This window comes from Paenibacillus sp. FSL H7-0357 (assembly GCF_000758525.1).
Lineage (GTDB): Bacteria > Bacillota > Bacilli > Paenibacillales > Paenibacillaceae > Paenibacillus_AQ.
Genome location: NZ_CP009241.1, coordinates 668,837 through 692,253, shown reverse-complemented (window position 1 = coordinate 692,253; position 23,417 = coordinate 668,837). Strand labels below are relative to the sequence as shown.

Genomic DNA, 23,417 nt, shown 5'->3' with positions numbered 1-23,417 from the left:
CTAGAATACCCAGGAAGGGAACCAGCGCAGCACATCCGTCACATATTCTTTGTCAACCACCATTCCCGACAACACCGGATAGAACAGTACAAAAAGCAGCGCTGCGACAGCCACGTATGCATACCGGATGTACCTAGCTTCCCGATATTTGCTGTCCAGCAGCTTCATGATATATACAATAGCAAGAATCATGAACGGTACCATCGCAAAATAATGGTATAGGAACGTCTCACGCGGTACAAGCATCCAAGGGACATACTGCGAGAAAAAGCCGATCCAGATCATGTACATGCTTTTGTCTTTCCGTTTTACGGTAAGCCATACCGTAGCCAGCATCGCGAAGATCCCGGTCCACCAGATTAGCGGATTGCCTATGGTGACTATGCTGCTTACCTTGCCTTCCGGCAATCCTTCGCCGCCGCTGAAGAACCATACAGGCCGTTTCATAAACGGCCATTCCCACCAGGAGGAAGCAAACGGATGCGTGGCGACAAGCTGGCTGTGGTAGTTATACATATTCTTTTGCGCATCGATCAAGCCTTTTACAGTAAACCCGTCGGCTGTTACGGACAGCGCAGGGATAAAGGACAGGCTATAGATAACGGCAGGAATAACTACAAAGAAAACAACACAGCTGGCCAGCGTAACGATGGTGTTCTTCCAAAAGGAACTATCTGCCGTCCGGCAGGCGTCCTTGAGCTCCTGGTCACTTAATTTGCCTTCTGCCAGCACACGCCCAGCGGCCTTATGTTCCCTATAGCGTTCAAATAAGGCGAGCGCCAGCATAATGGCCAGCCCGGCTCCTCCATAGAGCACAATCCATTTGGAGGCGACGCCGATACCGAAGAACAATCCGGACCAGAACAGCGGGACGAGTGTCCTGCGCAGCGGAACACAGTAGAAATTCATCGTGAAATACCGCTGCATGAAATAGAACATTAACATGATGAAGAATACGCCGTATACATCAATTGTAGAAATCCGCGTCTGCGTAAAATGCATGAAATCCAGTGCGAACAGTCCCGCGGCAAGGGCGGCGTAAATGCTCTTTTTGAACAGGTGCAGCGCCATGATATAGATTAGCGGCAGCATAGCGATTCCGAACAAAGTACCGATAATCCGCCAGCCGAACGGATTAACACCGAATACCTCCATGCCGATAGCAATCAGAAGCTTGCCGAGCGGCGGGTGGGTATTCTCATAAGGGACGATGCCATGCGTGTATTCATAAGCTGTCCGTGCATGGTAAATCTCATCAAAATAGGTGCTGTTCATGAAACCGGTATTTTCCGGTATGATTGACTGTTCGTCAAACAGGTTGGAGGGGACGCCTCTTTTTGGCGCTGCACCGGCATCCGGGGTGACACTTGTAACCGGAAGCGGAGTTTTCCCGCCCCCCTGCTCGTAGAAGGCCATTTCATTTAAGGTAAAGCCCGGTGAAGTCACCGTAAGCTTCACGTATCTTGCCGCAACGTTCAGCGGCTGGCTTTTCCAGATGAATACATTGCCGACATCCTCATTCACATCGAGCGGACTGCTCCAGGCATCCGGCGTCTGGCTGAATTCCAGTTTGAATTTACCGGTCCCGACACCTCCAAATACGTTGACACGCTCCAACTGGCGGCTCTGGCCCAGATCGACATAAAAGCTTTCGCCGCTGGCAGCCGGTTCCCATAAGGTTTCGGGAGCTTTTGATGAGCCCAGGTGGTAAAGAGCCAGGGCTGCGTAGACGGCAGTAATAGCCAGCATCCAGATCCAGTCTTTACGCTGCATTCTGAACCTGGATCTCTTACCCGGCTGCGGAAGCGGACGAAGCTCCTCGGCGAGTTTCATATCAGCTTCATACTTCTCCGCAGGGGCAGAAGGCAGCGGAAGCAGCTTCGTTTCGTTACGGATATACAACGAATACCCAATGTACAGCATATATAACAACAAAGCGAGATTGGCAATCGACGTAACCAGAACAATTCCGTCCGAAGGCGGATTATTTCCGGCGTTCAGATGGGCAAGCGTGTAGCCTACATTAATGTATTGCGTCAGCGAAAATCCGAGAAACAGCGTCAGAAAACGGCGGTCCCGGCTTTCAATATAAGCGAACAGCGAGAGAATCAGAACTGGATACATGTAACGCTCATGCATTTTGGTTCCGAGTACAAACATAATGACAATCAGCACCATGCCGATGAAGAAAGATTTGGACAGCTCCTTGCGGTCCCGCTTGAAGGAATAATACGCCGCCACGGCTACTGCTGCCAGGATGCAGACATAACCCCAGACCCGGTACGTAATCCCAAGCCATGTAAAATCGAGCGGGGACCACATCGGGTCAGTCAGTGCATAGAGATTAAACGCATTAACCGTAGAATACGGATAGGAAGACAGCGTGCTCTTATACAGATCAATAAGCGCGCCTAACCCGCCGTTATTCCAGAAGAATGGTGCCGCCAGCAAGGCAAAGATCCCAAGTCCGTAAAGAGCGCCCACCGCAAGCTGCTTCCAGGCCCGGTGATGATAGAAGGCAAACAGCAGGACTGGTGTGAAGATAAGTGCCTGCGGTTTGATCAGCGTGGCCAAGGCAAAAAATATCGCTGCACGCACAAAGGCTTTATCGGAGGCCCCGGCAATGCTAAGCAGCAAGAACACTAAAAAGAACGAATCTGCCTGTCCCCAGGTAGCAGAATCCATCAGCACCGCCGGATTAAACAGGAAGAGCAGACTTAAGCCAATTGCCATGCCTGATCCGAGCTTTTTGCGGCCGCCTTTGTAAATCAAATACCCCAGCACCAGATCGGAAAGGATCGCCGGCAGTTTAAAGAGCAGCGTTTCCCCGCCTGAGCCATGCGCCAAGCCGAATAAACCGCGGATCGAGGCCAACAGGTACAATATATATAAATACCCTGGAGGATAGTCTGCAAAATAACCCTCCTCATAGAACTTGCCCGGACCCAAATCCACCATGCGCTGGCCCCAGGCTATAAAGGTATTCATGTCATTCTGATAGCCCTGCGCAGTCAGGCCAATCCAGACCCGCAGGATTAAAGCAGCTCCAACGATAAGATAAAGCCATCTTGTATAAATCACATCCGGCTGCTTCAGCAGTCTGTCGCTCCTGAAGGCTCTATTATATAGAAAAGCGAAGAACACACTGAATAACGCCGAGATCAGCAGCAGCTTGGCCGGTGATACCTTATGCGGAGTTTCCTCTGCCGGATTGTCACCTCCCTGGGCGGCGGCGCCGCTATCCAGTGAAATGACGCCAGCTCCCTCGGGGGCGGCATCCAGCTGTTCTACAGCCAAATCATCGAAATAAGCTTTGCCCTGAATCAAATTGGCGTATCCGCCAAGGGCTGCACCTATACCAAGTTCGGTCTGCTCTTTCCCGGTCTGACCGATAAACTCAAGATACTGCCAGTCTCCGGCAGTATCAGTTGTAGCGGGATACCCGCTGCCGATGCCGACCGGGAATATATTAGCCCCCAGCCCCTGGCCTGCGGCGCTGGCGATTTTGACAAACCCTGAGATCTTGTAATAGCTGTCTGGAGCAACGCTTATATTCTGCACCCATTTCAGATGATTCGGTTCAAGATTCTCAATGACTGCGGCTTTACTGCCGGAATGAACCTCCTCGGACTGGACCGACAATACACCGGAGCCGTCTCCGGATATCCATGCATCCTTGGTCCAGCTGGAGGGTGCACCCACCTCCCCATCTTCAAAGCCTGGATTCTGCAATAAGTTTCCTTCTGCATAGATGCTTGTTACCGGAAGCACAAACAATAACAGCATCAAAACAATGATAGCAGCCGCGCGTGTATTTTTGATCATCGTTCCAACCTCACCTCGTCAATGTTAATCCAGCCGTTCCCGCCGGTTATAAAAATCTTTGCCCGATCTCCCTGATTTAGAGCAACAGGCGGCAGTGTAATCTGATGGTATTCGTCTCCCTTGGTCAGCTCTGCTTCAGCCTGCACGATACCGTTCACCCGCAATCCGATCTTTCCACCCTCGCCGCCGGCACTGACCATGGCTGACAGCTTGTATTCCCCCGGCTCTGTTGGTGCTGTAAAAGCCTGCACGACACTTTTGTCACCACCGGCATCAAGATAGGCAAGATAAGTTCCGGCACCCGGGTTATTGCTGGCAACCCCCGTTCCCTCTGAAAAACTCCAGCCTGCAGCCCCCTCTTCAAAACCACCGTTTGAAAACTCCTTATCCGCTGTTGTGTCCAGGGGCGTTCCCCCGTCTGCATACTCTTTAACGAGAAGAACACTATAATTGGCAAAATGCTTGACCGTCCCCTCTCCTGCCACGGCGTCAGGGAGTGGGGTTCCGTTCCTGAAGAGATATGCCGAATTCCCAGTCACAACGTCCGGTTTGCCGAACCTGTATCTGCCAAAGGCAGATACCTGCTGAAACGCCGCTCCCGGATTGGCATAGACAACAGATTCCAGAAAATCATGCGGATTGATTCTTTCGTAAAACAGCACAAAGATATAAGGCATATTGATTTCATCCGTAATGTAGACGTCTTCTGTACTGTGTTCAGATGCATATTGTATCGCCTCACCCAGCGAATCATAAAACGCCGGACCGATACGCCCGGGGAAATCACGGAAGTATGCATTCGTGAATGACCCGAACAAAATGGTGAAAGCAAGAGCAGACAGGATGCCTGCAATTTTTAATTTTTGGTATAGCCATGTAAACCCTGCTGCAACCAGCAGGATCAACGGATAAAAGATAATGTTGATCCGGTTGATATTCACACTCGTGATAAAGGCCATGAGTACGGCAAGGGAGAGCCACAGCAGCACAACCGCATGCGGGATACCCTCGCGGCCGCGTGTCCGCAGTGCATGAATCATCACAAGAAGGCCAGCTATAGCAAAAGGCAAAGCGATCGGATAAGCATAGCCATACGGTGAGATTGAATTCCACGGCAGGCCGTCGCTTCCGCTGAGTAATATTTTGCCAAAAGCACTAAAATTGTCTGCCGCGGTCTGCAGCAGCTGTCCGCTGAATACGGAAGAGACCTCTTCTACACGCGGCATAGTTAATTTGGGAATAGAAAAGAATGGAGTCGCTATCCCCTGCTGTTCATAGCGGTTGATAACTACAAATAAAAATATGGGAAGGGCCAGCAGGATAAATAGTGCGCTGTTCCACAATAATGTCCGTAATTTTAGCGCCCTACTATACAATAGAAGAAGTGCGGTGCCTAAGGCAAATAAAGGTACAAAAAAGTAGGCTGTTCCGTAAGCATAAAGCGACAGGGCAAGCATGATTGTAAAACCGTAAGTCCATTTGGCGCTGCGGAAGGATTTCAGTCCAAAATATACCGCAATACATACCAGGGTAGGCAGCAGGTTGGACTCCAGCGCCCATCTCGACATCATAATATGCCAAGGATTTATCGCGATAAAAAACATGGCGGCAAGACCCGCCACTTTCGATGGGAACAGCTGCCTCATAATTAAATAGAAAAATAGCATGCCCAGCAGCCCCATCACGATACTTACCGCCCGCACAGACAGTGGTGTCAGCCCGAACAGCAGGAGAAAAGGCAGCGATAAATAGGCATAAAGTGCATTTTGCCCGCTGCCCCAGGAAATGAGATGAATGGGCAGATGAACGCCGTTGCGGTCTATCCCATAATGCAGGATGGCATAAGCATCATAGCCTATGGATGCTTCATCCTGGTTAAGTCCCGGAGGGATACTCCCTATGTATATCACCCGCACGATGGCCCCCAGCAGGAAGATCAGCAATGGCCAAGGGTTGTTCTTCCAGGAGCTGTACGCTCTATTAACAATGCCGGACAACATTAATCACCTCTTCAACAATATAATCTAAATGCCGGTTGAAGAAAAGACCGGGACCGGTCGATGTCCCTGGCCGAAACCGCAAGATACAGGTACTTTGATTCTTGTTCTGCTACAGCAAAACGGCCCCTTCATCACTGAAGGAGCCGTAATATTCGGGTTTATATTAGAAGTAGACTTAGCCTTGGCTGCCGATCAACACGTAGCGCAGCACAATTAGAACGGCGAGCACCCACATCATCCAGTGGATATCGTATTTCTTCTTGCCGGCCAGATTGGCTACACAAGCCAGGATTACATAGGTAACAATCCCGAACGAAATGCCGTTGGCAATGTTGTAAGTGAATGGCATGATGACGAAAGTCAGGAAGGCTGGAATAGCATAAACCATATCCTGAAAGTCGATCTCGCGAATCGATTGTGCCATAAGCACACCGACCACAATCAATGCCGCTGCCGTAGCGGAACCAGGAATTAGCGCAACCACCGGAGCAAGGAACAGAGCAAGCAAGAAGCAAACACCGGTTGTTACGGCAGTCAGACCTGTCCGGCCGCCTTCAGCAACCCCGGCAGCACTTTCTACATAAGCAGTAGTGGTGGAAGTACCCAGCATCGCACCGCCGGCAACAGCAACTGCATCAACAAACATCGCATTGCCGACACGTCTCTTGCCATCTTCCTTGTCCTTCATAATTCCCGCACGTTCAGCAGTACCGACAAGCGTGCCAAAGGTATCAAACAATTCTACGAACGTAAAGGTGGCAATTGCGGAAACAATACCGGTGTGCATAATGCCTTCCCAGTCAAATTCCCAGAAATTCAGCTGTGTGAAATCAGGAACCCAAGGCGTCTGTGGATTGTTCAGCGAGCTGAAATCAACTGCACCCATGAGGATGGCGACAACAGTAGTTCCCAGAATTCCGAACAAAATCGCGCCGCGGACTTGCAGCACCATCAGAATGGAAATCAGCAGCAAGCCGATGATGACCAGCTGGACATTGGTATTTTCAAGGCTGCCCATATGAATAACAGTTTCGAAGGACAAAACATCAGTGAACTTGTTAGCAGCAATGTCGCTGCCGGCTTCAACGCCGATAGTCATAAGACCGCTGTTCTTCAAGCCGATAATGGTAATAAACATCCCGATCCCAACGGTAATGGCATGCTTCAGATTGTCAGGGATGGCTGTGAGCAACATTTGCCGCACCCTCGTTACCGTCAGCAGGATGAAGATGATACCGGAAATGAATACGGCAGTCAGACCCATCTGCCAGGTAAATTCATGTTCAGTTGTAGCCGAGGATAAAACCACGGATGCGAAATATGCATTAAGGCCCATACCAGGCGCCAGAGCTACCGGGAAATTAATGAAAAGTCCCATGGCAATTGTAAAAATACCAGCTGCCAGCGCTGTAGCCAGAAACACGGAATACCAGCCCATGTCAATCCGGCCAAAAGCCGTCAAAGTCCCGGGATTAACCGAGAGAATGTAAGCCATTGCCATGAATGTGGTCAGACCGGCCATAATCTCTGTGCGTACTGTGGTGCCGTTTTCTTTCAACTTGAAAAAGCGATTCAAATTGTTCTCCCCCTAAGATCTATGTGAGTGTCTCGCGCGCAACAGAAAAGCCGGTATCTTGGTAGACACCGGCCCGAAAAAAGAGGATTCACCCGCCTGTCTTCAGCACAAAGGCCAAAGATTCCGGGAACTCGCTCTTCTTAATCGTAGCCAGGTCATTACGGTGACCTTGTAGAGACTTTCGGGCCGATTCCCGAAATTATACGAATATTTATGTTGCTCAACGCTTTATCATTTTAGGTGTACATCACATAAGTTGTCAATGGCAAATACGAACAATGCGCGTTATATTTTTAATATTGTTCGTAAATCAAACATTTTCATGACAAAATCTGCAGGAATGGTTAATCCGGAACCTCACTCATAGGATACGGGCGGTATTTCTCTATTTTCATTGCGAATTCCCGCAGTCTTGTAATACCTTCCTCACTGCAGGAGATGATGGAGCATCCGTCAAAAATGCTGGTTTTGCCATCATAAAGACAAGTAAAGCGCCAGACATTGCTTACGGTTTGCTCCTTGGCATCAAAAAAGGATTCAAGGATATCCCATTGCAGAACCTTATTCCCTGGCTCATGCCAGCCGCGAAACCACTCCTGACATTCGAGAATGCCGGAGTATTCTGCACCATCACATTCTTCTATTCTGACATCCTTATGTAAAACGCTTAGAAATGCAGCCTCATCCCGCTCCAGCCATGCTGTGAAATAGACTGCCGCCAGCTGTTCGCCCTGGATCTGATTCATTATTCCGCCTCCGTTCTCCATTCAATCGTTAATGTGTGCGTGCAACTGCATGCTATCATTTTACCACCTGACACGAAATTCATTTTCTTACATTCAACAAAAAAAGCCGGAAGCACCCTGTTAAAATGGTGTTCCGGCTCTGGATATACTCTTATTCAGCTATTGCTATTCCCATTCAATCGTTGCAGGCGGTTTCGAGGTAATATCATAAACGATGCGGTTCACGTTATCCACTTCGTTGACGATACGTACGGAGATTTTCTCAAGAATATCCCACGGAATACGTGCCCAGTCAGCGGTCATACCGTCGATGGAAGTTACTGCACGGATGCCCACGGTGTAGGAATAAGTGCGCTCGTCTCCCATAACCCCGACACTTTTCATGTTAGGAAGTGCAGTGAAATACTGCCAAATTTCCTGGTCCAAACCGGCCTTGATGATTTCCTCGCGCAGGATGTAATCGGAGTCGCGGACAATCGTCAGCTTCTCTTCGGTCACTTCACCCAATACGCGGATAGCAAGTCCAGGACCCGGGAATGGCTGGCGCCAGACGATGGCACGCGGCATGCCCAGCTCTTCTCCCAGTTTACGGACCTCATCCTTGAACAGCGTGTTCAAAGGCTCGATCAGGCTGAACTTCATGTCTTCCGGCAATCCGCCGACATTGTGATGCGATTTGATAGTCTGTGCTGTTGCTGTTCCGCTCTCCACAATATCTGTGTACAGTGTACCTTGGGCGAGGAATGCGAAGTCACCCAGCTTGGCCGATTCTTCGTCAAAGCAATAGATAAACTCGTTGCCGATGATTTTACGTTTTTGTTCTGGATCGGATACACCGGCCAGCTTGCCCAGGAAACGCTCGCGGGCATCGATCTTCACGACATGAATATCGAATTTGCCGACGAATGTCTCCATTACACTCTCTGCTTCGCCTTTGCGCAGCAGGCCGTGGTCGATAAACATACAGGTCAATTGATCGCCGATAGCCCGGTGAATCAGCATAGCCACAACGGAGGAATCCACACCGCCGCTGAGTGCGCAAAGCACCTTCTTGTCCCCGACTTTGGCACGGATATCCTTGATGGCATCGTCAATGAACGATTCCATCGTCCATTTGCCCTCGCAGCCGCAGATCTCGTACAGGAAGTTCGAAATCATCTCATTGCCGTTCACGGAATGGCGAACCTCCGGATGGAACTGCACCGCGAAGAATTTGCGGGCAGCATTGCTCATTGCGGCAATCGGCGCACTCTCCGTACCGGCATCCAGCTTAAATCCGGATGGAAGCTCCACTACATGGTCGCCGTGGCTCATCCAGACCATCTGTTTGCTCTCCAGGCCTGCGGCAAGCACAGCACCCGCTTCGAAATCGACATCAGCTTTGCCGTATTCGCGTTTGGCTGCACGTTCCACCTTGCCGCCGAGCTGCTGAGCCATGAGCTGCATGCCGTAGCAAATACCGAAAATTGGCAGTCCCAAATCATAAATAGCCGGATCCAGATGTGGTGCGTCCTCAGCATACACACTGCTTGGTCCTCCGGAGAATACGATCCCCTTCGGCGAAAGTGCTTTGATCTTCTCAATTGGCGTATTGTACGGCAGAAGCTCGCTGTATACCCCTAAGTCCCGAATTCTGCGCGCGATAAGTTGGTTATACTGTCCCCCGAAATCGAGAACGACGATCATTTCATTTGGCTTGTTCATTACGTGCCTCCCTTGATTATTGGATTCATTATACTCATGGATAAATCTCATCGTCAAGGAAAGGAGGGCACGCATCTCTTATGCTTTTGGCGCAGTTCATCCGGCCGCTTGAACGATCTGAGGAGAGCGGAAAAGACTTATGGCATCTTTTGGTCAAGGTATCCGCTTCCATGCGGCCTGCAAGGATTTATTGGCCAGCCGGTGCCCGCCAGAAAGCCTCAGGTCAGGCGGAAAATGATGAGCAGGCAGCGGCTGATAAAGCCTGCGGCCTCCGCAGCGGCTGCATCCGGCGGCGGCTGCGCCGGGCCGGGGCGCGGCGTGGCACGCTGCGCCTGTGCCGTGCCGCTGTACGCCAGGGTTTCCCACTGGCGGACGAACACCCGGACGGCGGTGCGCAGCCCCGCGTCCTCTATATTCAGGGAGGCTGCGTACTCCCTGGCCGTCACACCGGGCAGCGGCGGGCCGTACCGCGCCGCCAGCCCGTGCCAGGCCAGAGCGGCTGCGCGCAGCTGCCGCTCGCGGCTCACGCTGCCGGCGTGGCGCGCTGCCGGCAGCAGAGCCAGGCTGCGCCGCCAGCGCCAGGCGGCGGCGAACACAATCGCCGCTGCAGCAGCAAGCGGCGCGGGGTTCCCGCCCGCCAGCGGCAGGGCGGGCAGGATGTCCGCGCCGGCAGCTGCGGACGCGGGGGTTCCCTGCGGCACAGATGCAGCCGCAGCGGGGGCCGCCGCCGGACCTGCGGCGGCGAGGGCAGCGCCGGGGGTGGGATCAAACGGGATCCAGCCGGCGCCGGGGAAATAGACCTCCACCCAGGCATGGGCATCGCCTTGGGTAACGGCATAACGCTGCGGCAGGGAACCTGCCTCCGGTGTCCCCGGTCCATAGCCCTGGACATAACGGGCCGGAATGCCGCTACTCCGCAGCAGCACCGTCATCGCCGTGGCGAAATGCACGCAGTAGCCCTGCTTCGTCGTGAAGATGAAATCATCGGCGAAGTCGGCACCGGCTGGCGGAATCCTCGTCTGCAGGCTATAAGAGTAGCCGCTCTGCAAATAATCGCGTACAGCGAGAACGGCATCATAGCGGCTTACGGCAGAAGCTGTGAGCCGCTGTGCCAAGGCGGCGACCCGCTCCGGCATTGCCGCGGGAAGCTGCAAATAACTATCGGCAATGGACTCTGGATCCTCACTGCCCAGAGCGCGAAGCACAGCCGGATCACTCTCCGGCAGCAGAGAGCTCACTGTATACCCGGCAATCTTCGCAGAGCTTTCCGTCTCAGGCAGGCGGAAGCTGTTCTTCTCCCGGTTCGCCAGCACATAGCCTAGCCGGCTGCCGTCCGCCAGCCTCACCTGTTTCACGTTCACCACGGTTCCGGCGCTGAACAGCGGCAGGTTGCCGGAGGAAGGCTCGGCAAACTGGATTTCCTGTACCAATGTCCGGTCTTCGTCATTGGCGAATACCGGCAAGCTTTCGGCAGGCAGGCTCGTTAAACTAAGCGGTAGGTATGCCGTCCCTTCCCTGCTCCAGCGGCGGCCGTCATAATAAGCTGAGCTTTCTCCTCTCCAGTAAGCCGGGCGGCTGGATGTGACCGTAAATACGGCTTTCGTACTGGGGGATAGCGGTGCCCCAAGCTCACCTTTGCCCGAGCCGTAACCTGTAGTACCTGCCTCAAGCCGGATTTCATCCTCCGTCTGCCGCTGAACTTGTCCACTCGCCCATTCCTGTAATTGGTTAAACACCGGCTTCAGAGTAACAGGTACAGCCGGCCGCGTTCCATACAGCTGGCCGCCTATCCAGGATGCTGCCGTCAGCAGCATTGCCCCTGCGAGAGCACAACCTCCCCAGCGGGCATAGGGAAGACTGACCCGGCCGGTTCGCTCCTTCAGGCGCAGCAGCCCGCTCATGCCCTGCATCCACAGAATCAGTCCCGCAGAAACCAGCACTTCGCCGGTTGTCTTTACCCCAAATCCTATATCCAGCATCAGAAGATAACCTACAGTCACAGCTGCGAACAGAGCCGTGCTTCCTCTGTACAGCGCCAGCTGCTGCACGGAAGAAACCAGCAAACCCCAGCCCAATACCAGAATCAACAGCCGGCTGTGTTCACTTAGCTTCGAAATCTGTCCCGTGAACAACAGGACGGCGTCCTCCGGAATTCCTGCAACATAAGGGCCAAATTGCGCTATTCCTTCACTGCTGGCGCAGGTGTATAGCCAAGTCAGAGCAATCAGAATAGACCGGATACTGAGCTGCAGCAATCCCGGGAGCCGAAAGCAGCCCCATAGCAGCAGTGCCGCAGCAGAGAACATCAGGATTTCGAGCAATTCCGCAGTAGAGGGCACTGTTGTGGATCTGTGCAGCGGAAGCAGCCATGCCATAAACATTCCCATAATGGCCAAAGAGAACAGCAAACGATAATGCAGGGGGATGTCCTCCCTGTTATCGGTATAACTGTTCTCAGCTTGTCCATCCACCGCCTGCGGTTTAACCGTCACTGCCGGTTTGCCGAACGGCCCCTCGTCCTTCCAGGCGCTGGAAGAATCAGCCGATATTCCGGCAGTCCCCCGATATCTACCGTTCTGTCCGTTTCCCCGGAGATTCATGGAATTCCGCCCCCTTGTACCCGTATGACAGAGAGGAATTCTCCAGACAGTAGATCCGCGCTCCAAGCCGCTCCAGACTGCCCCCTACCGTCCCGGTATTACGCTGTGTGCAATCCCGCGGCCATTCCTTCATCCCCGTTGATTGCTGCTGATTTACCGGAGCAGGCTGGTCCCACACATAATAAATCTCCACCTTCACGCCCTGTACCAGGAACCGGGCAAGCGTCCGCGCGGATTCCTCCTCCAGCCTGCCTGTGATCACCGTTACCGTCATCCCCGGGATCCAGCTCCGTGAAGCATCTTCCAGCAGGTCGCTCAGGCTTCGGGTACCGTCGGGAGCAATTTCTGTAAGCATATCCTGCACTCTGGCAGGAATTTTGCCGAGCCCCTCATGTCTGGCCATACCTTCCGGCCATCCGCCGCTGAACAGCTGCACATATGTGCCGGAGCGCTCCGCTGCAAGCATCAGGCCCATTGCTGCAGATACGGCTTTTTCGAATGCCGGAGTTGTTGTGCCACGCAGCCCGCGCGGAGTGAGTGCTCCGTAGGGAATCTCATAATTGTCCGGGCTGTTGGCAAGAACGATACAAGCCATCCGGCCCTGTTCACGCACCGGTACCCTGCTCTGCAGCGTTCCCTTACGGGCGCTGTTCTTCCAGTCAATCCGGCTAAGCGGATCACCCGGGGCATACTCACGGAGATCTGCCGCTTCACTGCCGCTGTCTCTCCCCCTGCCCATGAGCATCATATCCCCGGCCAGCAGGCCGCTCCCCGGCACAGCTGCCCCTACATAGAGCGGTCTGGGAAGCACTTTGAAGCTGTCCTTGAACTCCGGCTTGGTTCCGCCTGTGAACAGCCCTGGCAGATCTCCCCAGCTTATGCTGCAGCTCTGAAGCCGATGAGTTCCCCGGGGGACTTCCTGCAGCTCATAAGAATAGGTGAATTTGCGCCGGAACCCGGGAAACAGCAATTCCTGATGCCGCCGTCCGCCCCAGTAATCGGCAATGATCATCCACGGGAGTGGAATCCGTGAAGAGAAGCTAAGCTGCACTTCTACAGTCAACGTATCCCCGGCTGCCGGACGCAAAGGGGATATACGGCGGACAATCTGCACTTTCCGTGGACCGCAGAGCTGCAGCAGGAGTCCGCCGAACATAAGAATTCCGGCTGCCGACAAGAGGAACAGCAGAGACGCACCTCCACGCCATGCATATAAAGCACCGATGACTGCCGTTATAGCCAGCATCCGCAGCCATTCACCTAAAGCACTTAAAGCACTACGGTTTCGCGGGACAGGCCGGATCATGTCACCCGGGGAATCAGACTTCTGCTGCTGCATATTTTTTTCTTGCTCTATTAATGATGAAGAGGACAAGGGGAAACCCTTCCTTCGGCATAGACTAGCTCCGCCCTGCTGCCGCGATCAACGAGGAAGTACTTTCGGAGCCTATTACTGTCTATTCTTCCCACGAAAAAGAGTGCCCAAACCCTTGGAGGTTACTTTGGTCCCGTTCTTGAACGGCATGCCGAAGGGCTGCCTAAGTTGTTCTAACTCTGCGCTCCTCTGCCGTCGCGCGGGCCTCCTGCGGCAAATGCCCCGCTGTTGTGAGCAATTCCCGCAGGGATATCCAGAGAGAGGAACCGATCATTTGCACCTCTGCCCCTCTTGTTTCCAAACTTCCGTCAGGCAAAGCAAATTTTAGCTGATTCTGTAATGCATCCACTGTCAGGTTCCGCCCGTTCCAGGCAATCAGTCCGCTGCGGCTGGCGCTATCCCAGCTAACCCGCCCGCCCAGCCGTTCAATGACCGCGCGCAGGGGAACCATGTATTGCCCTTGGCTGATTCTGTATTCTCCCGGGTCCAGTTTGGTCTCCAGCCTGCCCACCTCCAGGACCAGCGGCTTGCCGGAGGCAAATAATCCGGCATTCGGCACAATGTTAGAATGAATCCAATCCTGTGGAGGTTTCGAGCGGCTGGCGTCTGCCATAGTTGCAGATACTCTGAAGTGTACAGGCTGCTGACTTGCATCCAGCTGACCAAAGTTATATCCGGCAGCCTTATAACGCTCAATAATCTTGGGTAGTGCTTTGGCACTCTCTTCATGTCCCGCACCGTCATGCAGCAGCAGGATGACTTGGGAGGAAGACATGTCCGCCACCGATCCCTGCAGGATTTCCGACGCCGGCACACCCCTGCGTCTGGAATCTCCGCTGTCCACTGTCCAGTCCATTACCGAGTAGCCCGCTTGCTTCAGCAGGTCGAAATAGGTTGCATCAAAATGGCCGAAGGTGCCTCCCGGCGCACGGACAAGCTGCGGACGGACCCAGGTAATCTCTCTGACAATCTCTTCCGTTTGCTTGATTTGCGTCCAAAATTCTGTGAATCCGCTATATAAATCATGATAATTATGATTATAGGTATGATTGCCGATGACATGCCCCTGCTCCCAAATAGCATTAATCAGCTCGGGGCGGCTCCGGGCCTGCTCTCCCAGCACGAAGAAGGTCGCCTTCACCTCCTGCTGGCGCAGTATTTCCAGCACCTTGGCAGTGACTTTGCTGGGCCCGTCGTCAAACGTAAGATAGACTGTCTTCTGTGTTTTCTTTGGGGCTGCCGCCACCACAGCTGCTGCGGGTGCATCCTTGGATTTGACTAACGCTGATATAGCTGCCGAATCTTCTGGATTCTGGAGATTTTGGGTCGATGTTATTGCCGTGGAGACAACCGGTGCAGGTGAGGCAGAGCCGCCTGAATTCACGGGCGGGGCAGGCAAATCTTGCGTCTGAGCAGCCGGAAGATTATTCTTAGAGAGTACAGGATCAATTATCCCAGCCTGTAGAGGATACATTTTCGACGATGCCGAAGACTGTCCAGTTTCCCAATCAGGCTTTACCAATAATATAATTGCCATAGCAAGCAGCCCGCGGATAAGGATCCGGCGGATCTGGGTACTTTTGCTATCTTTCATCTTCTCTACCTCCAGCATTCTATTCACTTCCAGAACCATTTGGTAGATTGTATGAAGACAAGCTTCAAAATAGAATTAGGCATGCGGCCCTTGGAGAGTGACAATATTATGGAAATGTTGAGATGGATACAGGAATTGTTCGCCAATTACGGATACAGTGTGCTCTTCTTCGGATTGCTGCTGGAATTTATTGCGCTGCCCTTTCCCGGGGAAACAACAATGGCTTTTGCAGGCTTTCTTTCCTATACCGGCAAGCTTGATTTCATGACACTGATAGTACTGGCTTTTGCAGGAACAACAAGCGGGATGACCATTACTTATTTCGTCGGGCTCAAGGCAGGGATGCCGTTTATCCAGCGCTACGGCAAATGGTTTCTCTTTTCACCGGCCAAGCTGGAGAAAACGCAGCGCTGGTTCGAGCGGTACGGCAGCTTTCTGATCTCAATCGGCTATTTCATTCCCGGCGTCCGGCATTTCACCGGCTATTTCGCCGGTATTATCGCTTTGCCTTTCCGCAAGTTTGCCCTGTATGCCTATGGAGGAGCGCTGCTCTGGGTACTGGCTTTTCTGGGCATAGGCAAATTGTTCGGGCCGCAGTGGATGGGCATCTTCCACCTGTTTGAGCTGTATGCCCTATGGATCGTCTCCGGAATCCTGGCTATCGCAGCCCTGATCTTTCTTTACCGCTACCGCCGGGGCATTTCCGCCCGCCTGCTGCGGCGCAAGGTCAAAGGTTAAATCTTAAGCATAATGCAAAAAACATAGAGAGTTTCCGGGGACGCCACGCAACCTGAAACATTAAAAAAGCAGCCGTTTGACGCATAATTCGAAGAACCCTTCGAAGAGCATCGACAGCTGCTTTTCTTATGCAACTCGAGATTAACTTACTGACTTTAAATACGGGACAGACTCTTCCGTTTGCTGCGAACCAGGTAATATCCTCCCAGCAGCAGCGCAATTCCGGCAAAACCGGCACCTCCGGCAAACCCTAATTGCCTGGGTTCCACGTAGTCAAGCAACCAGCCTGCGCTTAGCATCGATACCCCAATCAGTGAACCGCCCGCCGCCGATAGCATTCCGAAAATAACCGGCTGCATGGAAGACGGCGTCTCTCTCATCACCAGCGTGTCCAGACAGGCATTGCCAACTCCACCCGATAAAGACAGCAGAATATACAGGAGAAATGCGGCCGCAAAATGGCTGCTGGCACTGATCCCCATCAGCAGTAAGCCTTCCGCCAGCAATCCTGCCAGTGCCACCGCGAGCAGCCTCTTCTTCAGCAGACGGCCGGCAAAAAAACTGAGGCTAAGCCCGATGCCAAGTGCCGCATAAAATGCCCCGACTCCGACATCCCCGGCATGAAACACCTGCACGGCATACACACTGATCAGTACATTGTCCCAGCCGTTGATAACCGGCACCAGCAGCTCATAAGCAATAATAACCTGCAGCACCAGACTTCCCCCTGCCACGTATTTAAGCGTCCGCAGGCGCCCTGCTTTGCCTTGCTGCAGTTCGCTCTGTTCTGCGGAAGCATCATGTTTTGTCCCCGCTTCAGTTTCCCCGGCATGATGCGGAAACTGCAAACCCCATAGCAATAAAGCTGCAACCAGAAAAGATGCGGCGTTCATGACGAATGCCGTCTCCGGCCCGAACCAAAGGGACACCAGCCCTCCCGTAAAGGCCCCTAGAATGAGCACAGAGCCATTCATCAGCTGTTCCAGGCCATTAATGCGGAGCAATGAATCCGGAGCAGCCAGGAGCGGGATAGAAGACTTGCGGACCGGACTGTAAACCGCCTCTCCCGCTGCGAGTATAAAACTGCCCGCATACAGCAGCCACAGCCGGTCCTCCCCATTGATCCAAAGAAAGGACAAGGCTACAGGCACTCGCATAATATCAACGGCCATCATAATCGTTTTGCGCGGCAGCCTGCCTGCCAGCATCCCGCCGAGCGGAGCCATAAAAAGATAGGGCAGCACCCTTACACCAAGCGATATGCCTACCGCCATTCCCGATCCGGTCAGTTGAAGCACCAGTGCCAGCATGGCCACACTGCTGAACCGGTCGCCTATTCCATTGATTAATCCGGCTGCGAACAGCCTGGAATACCCCTGCCCGCGCAGAACAGATAATCCATTTCCGGTTTGTGTCATTTCATGAACCCTCACAATCTAAAGATTAAATAAATATCTAATTAGATATTAATCGAATAACATATTTATGACAATGTTTTATTTTCAAAAGCCGAAAAGACTCCGACCTCTATAGGCGGAGAGGAATCGGCGGTTTTCAACTATTCAGCGAACATACGTGCTATACTGTAAGAAAATACTACAAATGGGGGTGTCGCACATGATCGTTCATCAAGCCTATAAATACCGCATCTACCCGAATACCGGGCAACAGCAACTCATTCGTCGAATGTTTGGCTGCTGCCGCTTTGTGTTCAATCATTTCCTGGAAGAGTGGAATCAAACCTATGCCGAGACAGGCAAAGGTTTGTCATATCAGACCTGTGCGACACAGCTCCCCGTCCTAAAAACACAATATGACTGGCTCAAAGAAGTCGATAGTATTGCTTTACAGTCCGCCGTTCGGCATGTGGCAGATAGCTTTGACCGCTTTTTCAAAAAGCAAAATCAAGCGCCTCGCTTCAAAAGCCGGAAGCATCCAGTACAAAGCTACACCACGAAATTCACGAACGGAAATATCGCCATTGAAGGCAACCGATTGAAGCTTCCCAAGCTCGGCTGGATGCGTTTCGCCAACTCTCGGAAGCTGGAGGGTCGTATACTGTCCGCTACGGTACGGCAAAACGCCAGCGATAAGTATTTTGTCTCCCTGGTTTGCGAGGTCGAAAAGACCCCACTCCCACAAGCAGATGCACATATCGGCATTGACTTGGGGCTTAAGGAATATGCTGTGTGCTCAAGCGGCGAGCATTTTGCCAACCCCAGGTTTTACCGTCAATACGAGAAAAAGCTTGCGCTGTGGCAGCGGCGTTTGGCAAGACGCACACCAGGGGGCTCCAACTGGAAGAAAGCCAAGCAACACATTGCTCGTATTCACGAACACATTGCAAATTCCCGGAACGATTTTCTCCACAAGATGACAACGAAGCTGATCCGTGAGTGCCAAACGATCAGCATCGAACATCTGCGTGTGGCGAATATGATTCAAAATCCCAAACTCTCCAAGTCCATCGCTGATGCGTCCTGGGGCGAATGGGTGCGACAACTGACGTATAAAGCATCATGGTATGGACGAACCCTCCGGGTTGCCGACACCTTCGAACCGACCAGTCAGCAGTGCCACGTATGCGGCACGATCCATCCCGAAGTGAAGAACCTCTCGATTCGAGAATGGACATGTGTAGCTTGCGGAACACACCATGATCGGGATGAAAATACGGCTCATAATATCAAACAGGTAGCGGTATAGCTATTACCTATAAAAATAAAACGTAGAACTGCGAGAACGCAGGGATCGCTTGCCCATAAGAGGAGGTTGCTCCTCTGTTCGCAAGAATCCACCCCTTCAAGCGTCAGCTAAGTGGTGGAGATTCAATTTCTTTCTTTGATCAAGATTATAGAATGAGGGTTGACTGCAACTCTCCGGGAAAGAAGGGACTCATCTTTTGAAAATAGATCGTTTGCTCTCCATAGTAATCCTGTTGATGAACCGCCCGCTCATTCAGGCCAAGGAGCTGGCCGACATGTTCGAGGTCTCCGCCCGCACCATCTACCGCGATATCGACAGCATTAACAATGCTGGCATCCCTGTCGTAACCTATCAGGGTGCAAACGGCGGAATTGGTCTCATGGAGGGATACCGCCTGGACCGCAATCTGCTGACGGAGCGTGAGCTGGCCGATATTTTCACCGCTTTGCAAAGCGTCTCTTCCTATGTCGGAGGAGAACACACACTGCTGATGGAAAAAATCAGCAGTGTAATCCCCCCTGCCCAATCCGCCGCCTTCCGCAGCAAAACAACCCAGTTGATCGTCGATTTCTCTCCTTGGGGGCTGAATGGCCCCCTGGAAGAACGGCTGACTCTGCTCAAGGAAGCGCTGGAAGAAGGAGTCGCTGTCGCCTTCGAATATGTAAACGCCGACGGCAGGATGAGCAAGCGCTCTGTGGAACCTTACACGCTGGTGCTCAAAGGGCAAGCCTGGTATTTGTACGGCCTGTGTGCAAAGCACGGAGAGTTCCGCTTATTCAAGCTGCTGCGTATGAAAGCGCTGGTAAAGGAAGACCGGGTGTATGTCCGGCAGGATATCCCCCTGAAGGATTTCCCCTGGACTAAAGGGTGGATGCGGCCCGCTGACTCACTGCCAGTGGTACTGCATTTCTCAGCGGCAGGCAAACATCTCGCCGAAGATTATTTTGATTCGACTGAACTTCAGCCGGACGGCAACGGCGGGTACACCGTTAGGGTTCATTATCCGGAGGATAACTGGCTTTACGGTTTTTTGCTGGGGTTCGGAACCTCGGTTGAGGTGCTGGAGCCGGAGCATATCCGCGTCCGGATGGGAGAACTTGCTGCAGGCATCGCAGCAAAATACAAATAATTCGCAAACGCTAGCAACGCTCGAACAAACCTGACTGAATGCTGTCTAGTTTGTTGGTTTATACTGGACTGGAATGCGGGCGGTACTCGTCCCGCGAAATCTAAGGGAGTGTGTTGATATGAATATAGAAGAGACTTCGCCCCATCAACATGAGGCTGTATTCTGCCAGAGCTGCGGAATGCCAATGCCTGAAGCGGAGCTGCTGGGCAGCGAGCAGGATGGCACTAAGAATGAGGATTATTGTATCTACTGTTACGAAGCCGGGGAATTCAAGCAGCCTGACATAACGCTGCAGGGTATGACGGATCTCTGCACCGGATTCATGGTGGAGGAAGGCATGGAGGAGGCTGCGGCGCACAAGCTGCTCGCCGAGTCGCTTCCTTCACTGAAACGCTGGAAGACGACAGCTGCGGTGGAGTAAGCGGGGTCTTCTCCATAACAAAAGGGACTAGCCATACACCCGCCGGTGCTGGTTAGTCCCTTTTTTGTACATCACAAGTTATGCTTGTTGAGATTTAACGGCTTGAGGTTGTACAGACTCGGCTTCTTCCGTCTTCAGGAAGTCCGGCTGCGGTGAAGTCTTCTTGATGAACAAGGCCAGCACCAGAGCCACTACGGTCACCCAGGTTGCCACGGCGAATGCATGGGTAATCCCATTGATCGTCGCGTCCTGCGTAAGTTTGAGCATCGCCGCCTTATCGGTCTGTGAGACCGCGCCGCTGGTTACTGCTTCCGTAATATTGCTCTTCGTGCGGTTGGTCATCAGGCTGACAAACAGCGCCATCCCAAGTGCTCCCCCGACTGTACGCAGCGTGTTCGACATCGCTGTACCGTGCGAGCTGAGCCGCTGCGGCAGCTGGTTAAGTCCGGCTGTCACAATCGGCATCATCAGCATCGACATCCCGAACATCCGCGCCGTATACGTCAGGATCAGATGTGTATAGGTTGTGGAATCCGTAATTTGACTGAATTCCCATGTGGTAATGGTGGTTATAAGCAATCCGATAACCGCCAGCCATCTTGCACCGATCTTATCAAAGATAATCCCGGTAATCGGAGACATAATCCCCATCAGAATGGCACCCGGCAGCAGCATCAACCCGGATTCCATCGGTGTAAAGCCGCGGATGGTCTGAAGATAGATTGGCAGCAGGATCATACCTGCATACATGGCCATGGTAATAATAATATTGATTACCGTTGTAAGTGAGTACATGTTATAACGGAAAATGCGGAATTCGAGCAGCGGTTTGTCGGCGGTAAGCTCGCGCCATACAAACAGGGCCAATGCCAGGGTTCCGAGGATCAGACAGGCAATAACAGTCGTGCTGCCCCAGCCGTCTGTTCCGGCATCACTGAAGCCGTAAAGCAATCCGCCGAACCCAAGGGTTGAGAACACGACGCCGGTCTTATCCAGCTTCGGAGAAGTCAGCTTTCCGACGTTCTGCATAGTCTTCATCCCAAGCAGTGTAGAGAAAATAGCCAGCGGCAGTACAATAAAGAACAGTACCCGCCAGGAATAGTTCTGCACAACCCAGCCCGAGAGGGTAGGTCCGATTGCCGGGGCAAAAATCATCGCTACCGCCATGAGCCCCATGGCTTTACCGCGTTCTTCAATCGGGAAGATACGCAGGAACACAATGTTCATCAACGGCATCAGAATACCGGCACCGACGGCCTGGATTACTCTGCCGACCATAATCATTTCAAATCCGGTTCCGATACCGCAGACAAGCGTACCTATGGAAAATAGTATCATTGCCGTAGTAAACAATTGGCGGGTGGTAAACTTCTCCACCAGATAAGCACTGATTGGAATGAGCACACCGTTCACAAGCATAAACCCTGTGGTCAGCCATTGTGCCGTATTGGCGACAATGTTAAGATCCTCCATCATTTTCGGAAGCGCCACATTCATCAGCGTTTGATTCAACAACGCGACGAAAGCGCCAATTAAGAGCGCTGCGATGATAGGCCCTTTGCGTATAGCCTTAGTTTCCGCAGCAGCGTTAGCAGTTATTGTACTCATGGTTACTTTTTATCTCTCCCTTGTACCAAAATTTTTACGATTTCACCATGAAGCCGCAGTAGTTCCTTGACATCCTCTCGAGGTATGTCGGACAGCGGCTGCAAATGTTTTCTCATGGACTGCTTGCTTCGTTCCCTGATTTCCTGACCTTTATCCGTCACCGCCAGATTGAATATACGCCGGTCGCTCTGCGAGCGTTGTCTGGTAATCAGCCCTGCCTTTACCATACGGTCAACTACTCCACTAGCAGCGCTGTTCCCCAAATGGAGCAGGTCGGCAAGCTCGGTAATTCCGATGTCTGGGTGCATCGCCAATTTGCGCAGCACCATCAGTTGGGTGGAGGTAATCTGCAGCTCCTCTGCGTCCTTCCACAAAAGCTGCTGGAAATTATGATTGATACAGCGGAAAGAGGTCAGAATATCATCAAGCTGCTGTTCTTTTTCCTCCAACACCATCACCCCGTTAGTTTGATAAATAAATACTTCGTATACGAACTATTTTACTCTTTACCTATTTATCCGTCAATCAATTACTGAAAATTTCTGAAAAACTCTTTCTTTCTTTCATTTAACTAACATGCTCCGCCGCCCCAGAATAGACACCCTTCCAGAGTGCCCAGCTTTGGGAATTTTAGATATAATTTAGATGGATGACAATACTCGAAAGCGGTGATTGTGCAATGAATCCTGAACAGCGGAAAATTTGGAGTGACGGACATAAAACTTTAACGGGACTCTTGAAGAGGCCGGAGGAGCATGAGAATGCGGTTGCTTTATTCCTGAGATTGCATGCCTCTCTGTACGCGTCAAACGGGGAACATCCAGAGCAGCCAACCTATGAAGACGAACTCCTGAAAGATATCCGCGAGCAGACTCTACGCAGCTATCCAGTACATACCCCCGGCAGTAAAAATTCTATAGTGTGGCATCTTTGGCACAGCGCGAGAATTGAAGATATCACAATGAATATTCTTGCCGCCGGCAGCGGGCAGGTTCTTCACGAGGCGCATTTTGCCGACAAATTACAGACGGTTTACCTTCATTCTGGCAATGGCATGACCGATGAGGAAATTTCCGGTTTCAGCTCGTCAGTTCATATCGAGTCTTTATTTGAGTACAGGAGAGCAGTTGCCGGCAGAACGCGGAGTATCCTTCCTTCACTGAGCTCGGAGCAATTGAGGGCAAAGCTGAGTCCTGCCAGGATCAGAAGAATATCGGAGGAAGGGGCGGTAAAAGATACGGAGCAATGGCTGATTGATTATTGGGGAAATAAAAACATCGCCGGTCTGGTGCTGATGCCAGCCACAAGGCATAATTTCATCCACCTCAACAAAGCGATGCGCGTGAAGCTTAAGCTGCAGAAATAAGATCATTCTAATGTTTCTTATAAAATAAA

Annotated in this window: 16 protein-coding genes and 1 riboswitch; of the genes, 5 read left to right on the top strand and 11 right to left on the bottom strand. The window is 52.2% G+C overall.

Features of this window, described 5'->3' with window-relative positions; genetic code table 11:
- The 8 genes from H70357_RS03075 to H70357_RS03040 form a co-directional block, all read right to left on the bottom strand.
- On the bottom strand, positions 1–3,825 hold the full coding sequence (locus H70357_RS03075; RefSeq protein ID WP_052091790.1) for a glycosyltransferase family 39 protein: 3,825 nt from the start codon (positions 3,823–3,825) through the stop codon (positions 1–3).
- Positions 3,822–5,825, bottom strand: coding sequence for a glycosyltransferase family 39 protein (locus H70357_RS03070; protein WP_038585633.1), 2,004 nt, complete (start codon positions 5,823–5,825; stop codon positions 3,822–3,824). Before H70357_RS03070 ends, H70357_RS03075 begins: the two co-directional genes overlap by 4 nt.
- 175 nt (positions 5,826–6,000) lie before the next feature.
- Positions 6,001–7,401 (bottom strand): NCS2 family permease, encoded by a 1,401-nt coding sequence (locus H70357_RS03065; RefSeq protein WP_038585630.1) that lies wholly within the window; start codon positions 7,399–7,401, stop codon positions 6,001–6,003.
- 127 nt (positions 7,402–7,528) lie between these two features.
- A riboswitch (purine riboswitch) is annotated at positions 7,529–7,628 on the bottom strand.
- 117 nt (positions 7,629–7,745) lie between these two features.
- The gene (locus H70357_RS03060; protein WP_038585627.1) at positions 7,746–8,147 is read right to left on the bottom strand and encodes a nuclear transport factor 2 family protein; all 402 of its coding nucleotides are present in this window, start codon (positions 8,145–8,147) and stop codon (positions 7,746–7,748) included.
- A 165-nt stretch (positions 8,148–8,312) separates the two neighbouring features.
- On the bottom strand, positions 8,313–9,851 hold the full coding sequence (gene guaA / locus H70357_RS03055; protein ID WP_038585625.1) for a glutamine-hydrolyzing GMP synthase: 1,539 nt from the start codon (positions 9,849–9,851) through the stop codon (positions 8,313–8,315).
- 218 nt (positions 9,852–10,069) lie between these two features.
- On the bottom strand, positions 10,070–12,451 hold the full coding sequence (locus H70357_RS34115; RefSeq protein ID WP_052091789.1) for a DUF4129 domain-containing transglutaminase family protein: 2,382 nt from the start codon (positions 12,449–12,451) through the stop codon (positions 10,070–10,072).
- Complete coding sequence (locus H70357_RS34110) at positions 12,420–13,826, bottom strand: DUF58 domain-containing protein (RefSeq protein ID WP_052091788.1); 1,407 nt, start codon at positions 13,824–13,826, stop codon at positions 12,420–12,422. Before H70357_RS34110 ends, H70357_RS34115 begins: the two co-directional genes overlap by 32 nt.
- Positions 13,827–13,989: 163 nt before the next feature.
- Positions 13,990–15,420 carry a polysaccharide deacetylase family protein gene (locus tag H70357_RS03040; RefSeq protein ID WP_038598493.1) on the bottom strand — a complete coding sequence of 477 codons (1,431 nt, stop codon included), beginning with the start codon at positions 15,418–15,420 and terminating at the stop codon, positions 13,990–13,992.
- A 108-nt stretch (positions 15,421–15,528) separates the two neighbouring features.
- Between H70357_RS03040 and H70357_RS03035 the strand changes: the two genes are divergently transcribed.
- On the top strand, positions 15,529–16,158 hold the full coding sequence (locus H70357_RS03035; RefSeq protein ID WP_038585622.1) for a DedA family protein: 630 nt from the start codon (positions 15,529–15,531) through the stop codon (positions 16,156–16,158).
- Between the two features lie 155 nt (positions 16,159–16,313).
- Here H70357_RS03035 and H70357_RS03030 read toward each other — a convergent pair whose 3' ends face one another.
- Positions 16,314–17,576, bottom strand: a complete 1,263-nt coding sequence (locus tag H70357_RS03030) for an MFS transporter (protein ID WP_038585620.1) — start codon at positions 17,574–17,576, stop codon at positions 16,314–16,316.
- A 199-nt stretch (positions 17,577–17,775) separates the two neighbouring features.
- Between H70357_RS03030 and tnpB the strand changes: the two genes are divergently transcribed.
- The 3 genes from tnpB to H70357_RS03015 all read left to right on the top strand — a co-directional run bounded on the left by tnpB (position 17,776) and on the right by H70357_RS03015 (position 20,414).
- Complete coding sequence (gene tnpB / locus H70357_RS03025) at positions 17,776–18,864, top strand: IS200/IS605 family element RNA-guided endonuclease TnpB (protein ID WP_038585617.1); 1,089 nt, start codon at positions 17,776–17,778, stop codon at positions 18,862–18,864.
- A gap of 196 nt (positions 18,865–19,060) precedes the next feature.
- Complete coding sequence (locus H70357_RS03020) at positions 19,061–19,993, top strand: helix-turn-helix transcriptional regulator (protein ID WP_038585614.1); 933 nt, start codon at positions 19,061–19,063, stop codon at positions 19,991–19,993.
- 118 nt (positions 19,994–20,111) lie between these two features.
- Positions 20,112–20,414: a zinc ribbon domain-containing protein gene (locus H70357_RS03015; protein WP_052091787.1), complete on the top strand. Its 303-nt coding sequence runs from the start codon at positions 20,112–20,114 to the stop codon at positions 20,412–20,414.
- Positions 20,415–20,492: 78 nt separating this feature from the next.
- Here the strand turns inward: H70357_RS03015 and H70357_RS03010 are convergent, their stop codons facing one another.
- Together H70357_RS03010 and H70357_RS03005 are read right to left on the bottom strand one after the other, a co-directional pair.
- The gene (locus H70357_RS03010; RefSeq protein WP_038585611.1) at positions 20,493–22,022 is read right to left on the bottom strand and encodes a DHA2 family efflux MFS transporter permease subunit; all 1,530 of its coding nucleotides are present in this window, start codon (positions 22,020–22,022) and stop codon (positions 20,493–20,495) included.
- A gap of 2 nt (positions 22,023–22,024) precedes the next feature.
- Positions 22,025–22,471: a MarR family winged helix-turn-helix transcriptional regulator gene (locus H70357_RS03005; protein WP_038585609.1), complete on the bottom strand. Its 447-nt coding sequence runs from the start codon at positions 22,469–22,471 to the stop codon at positions 22,025–22,027.
- Between the two features lie 230 nt (positions 22,472–22,701).
- Between H70357_RS03005 and H70357_RS03000 the strand changes: the two genes are divergently transcribed.
- The gene (locus H70357_RS03000; protein WP_038585606.1) at positions 22,702–23,388 is read left to right on the top strand and encodes a hypothetical protein; all 687 of its coding nucleotides are present in this window, start codon (positions 22,702–22,704) and stop codon (positions 23,386–23,388) included.
- Positions 23,389–23,417 lie beyond the last annotated feature (29 nt).

Coding starts and splice junctions, on each gene's coding strand:
- H70357_RS03075 (WP_052091790.1), bottom strand. CDS start 3,825: ATGATCAAAAATACACGCGCGGCTGCTATCATTGTTTTGATGCTGTTA.
- H70357_RS03070 (WP_038585633.1), bottom strand. CDS start 5,825: ATGTTGTCCGGCATTGTTAATAGAGCGTACAGCTCCTGGAAGAACAAC.
- H70357_RS03060 (WP_038585627.1), bottom strand. CDS start 8,147: ATGAATCAGATCCAGGGCGAACAGCTGGCGGCAGTCTATTTCACAGCA.
- guaA (WP_038585625.1), bottom strand. CDS start 9,851: ATGAACAAGCCAAATGAAATGATCGTCGTTCTCGATTTCGGGGGACAG.
- H70357_RS34115 (WP_052091789.1), bottom strand. CDS start 12,451: ATGAATCTCCGGGGAAACGGACAGAACGGTAGATATCGGGGGACTGCC.
- H70357_RS03040 (WP_038598493.1), bottom strand. CDS start 15,420: ATGAAAGATAGCAAAAGTACCCAGATCCGCCGGATCCTTATCCGCGGG.
- H70357_RS03035 (WP_038585622.1), top strand. CDS start 15,529: ATGGAAATGTTGAGATGGATACAGGAATTGTTCGCCAATTACGGATAC.
- H70357_RS03030 (WP_038585620.1), bottom strand. CDS start 17,576: ATGACACAAACCGGAAATGGATTATCTGTTCTGCGCGGGCAGGGGTAT.
- tnpB (WP_038585617.1), top strand. CDS start 17,776: ATGATCGTTCATCAAGCCTATAAATACCGCATCTACCCGAATACCGGG.
- H70357_RS03015 (WP_052091787.1), top strand. CDS start 20,112: ATGAATATAGAAGAGACTTCGCCCCATCAACATGAGGCTGTATTCTGC.
- H70357_RS03010 (WP_038585611.1), bottom strand. CDS start 22,022: ATGAGTACAATAACTGCTAACGCTGCTGCGGAAACTAAGGCTATACGC.
- H70357_RS03000 (WP_038585606.1), top strand. CDS start 22,702: ATGAATCCTGAACAGCGGAAAATTTGGAGTGACGGACATAAAACTTTA.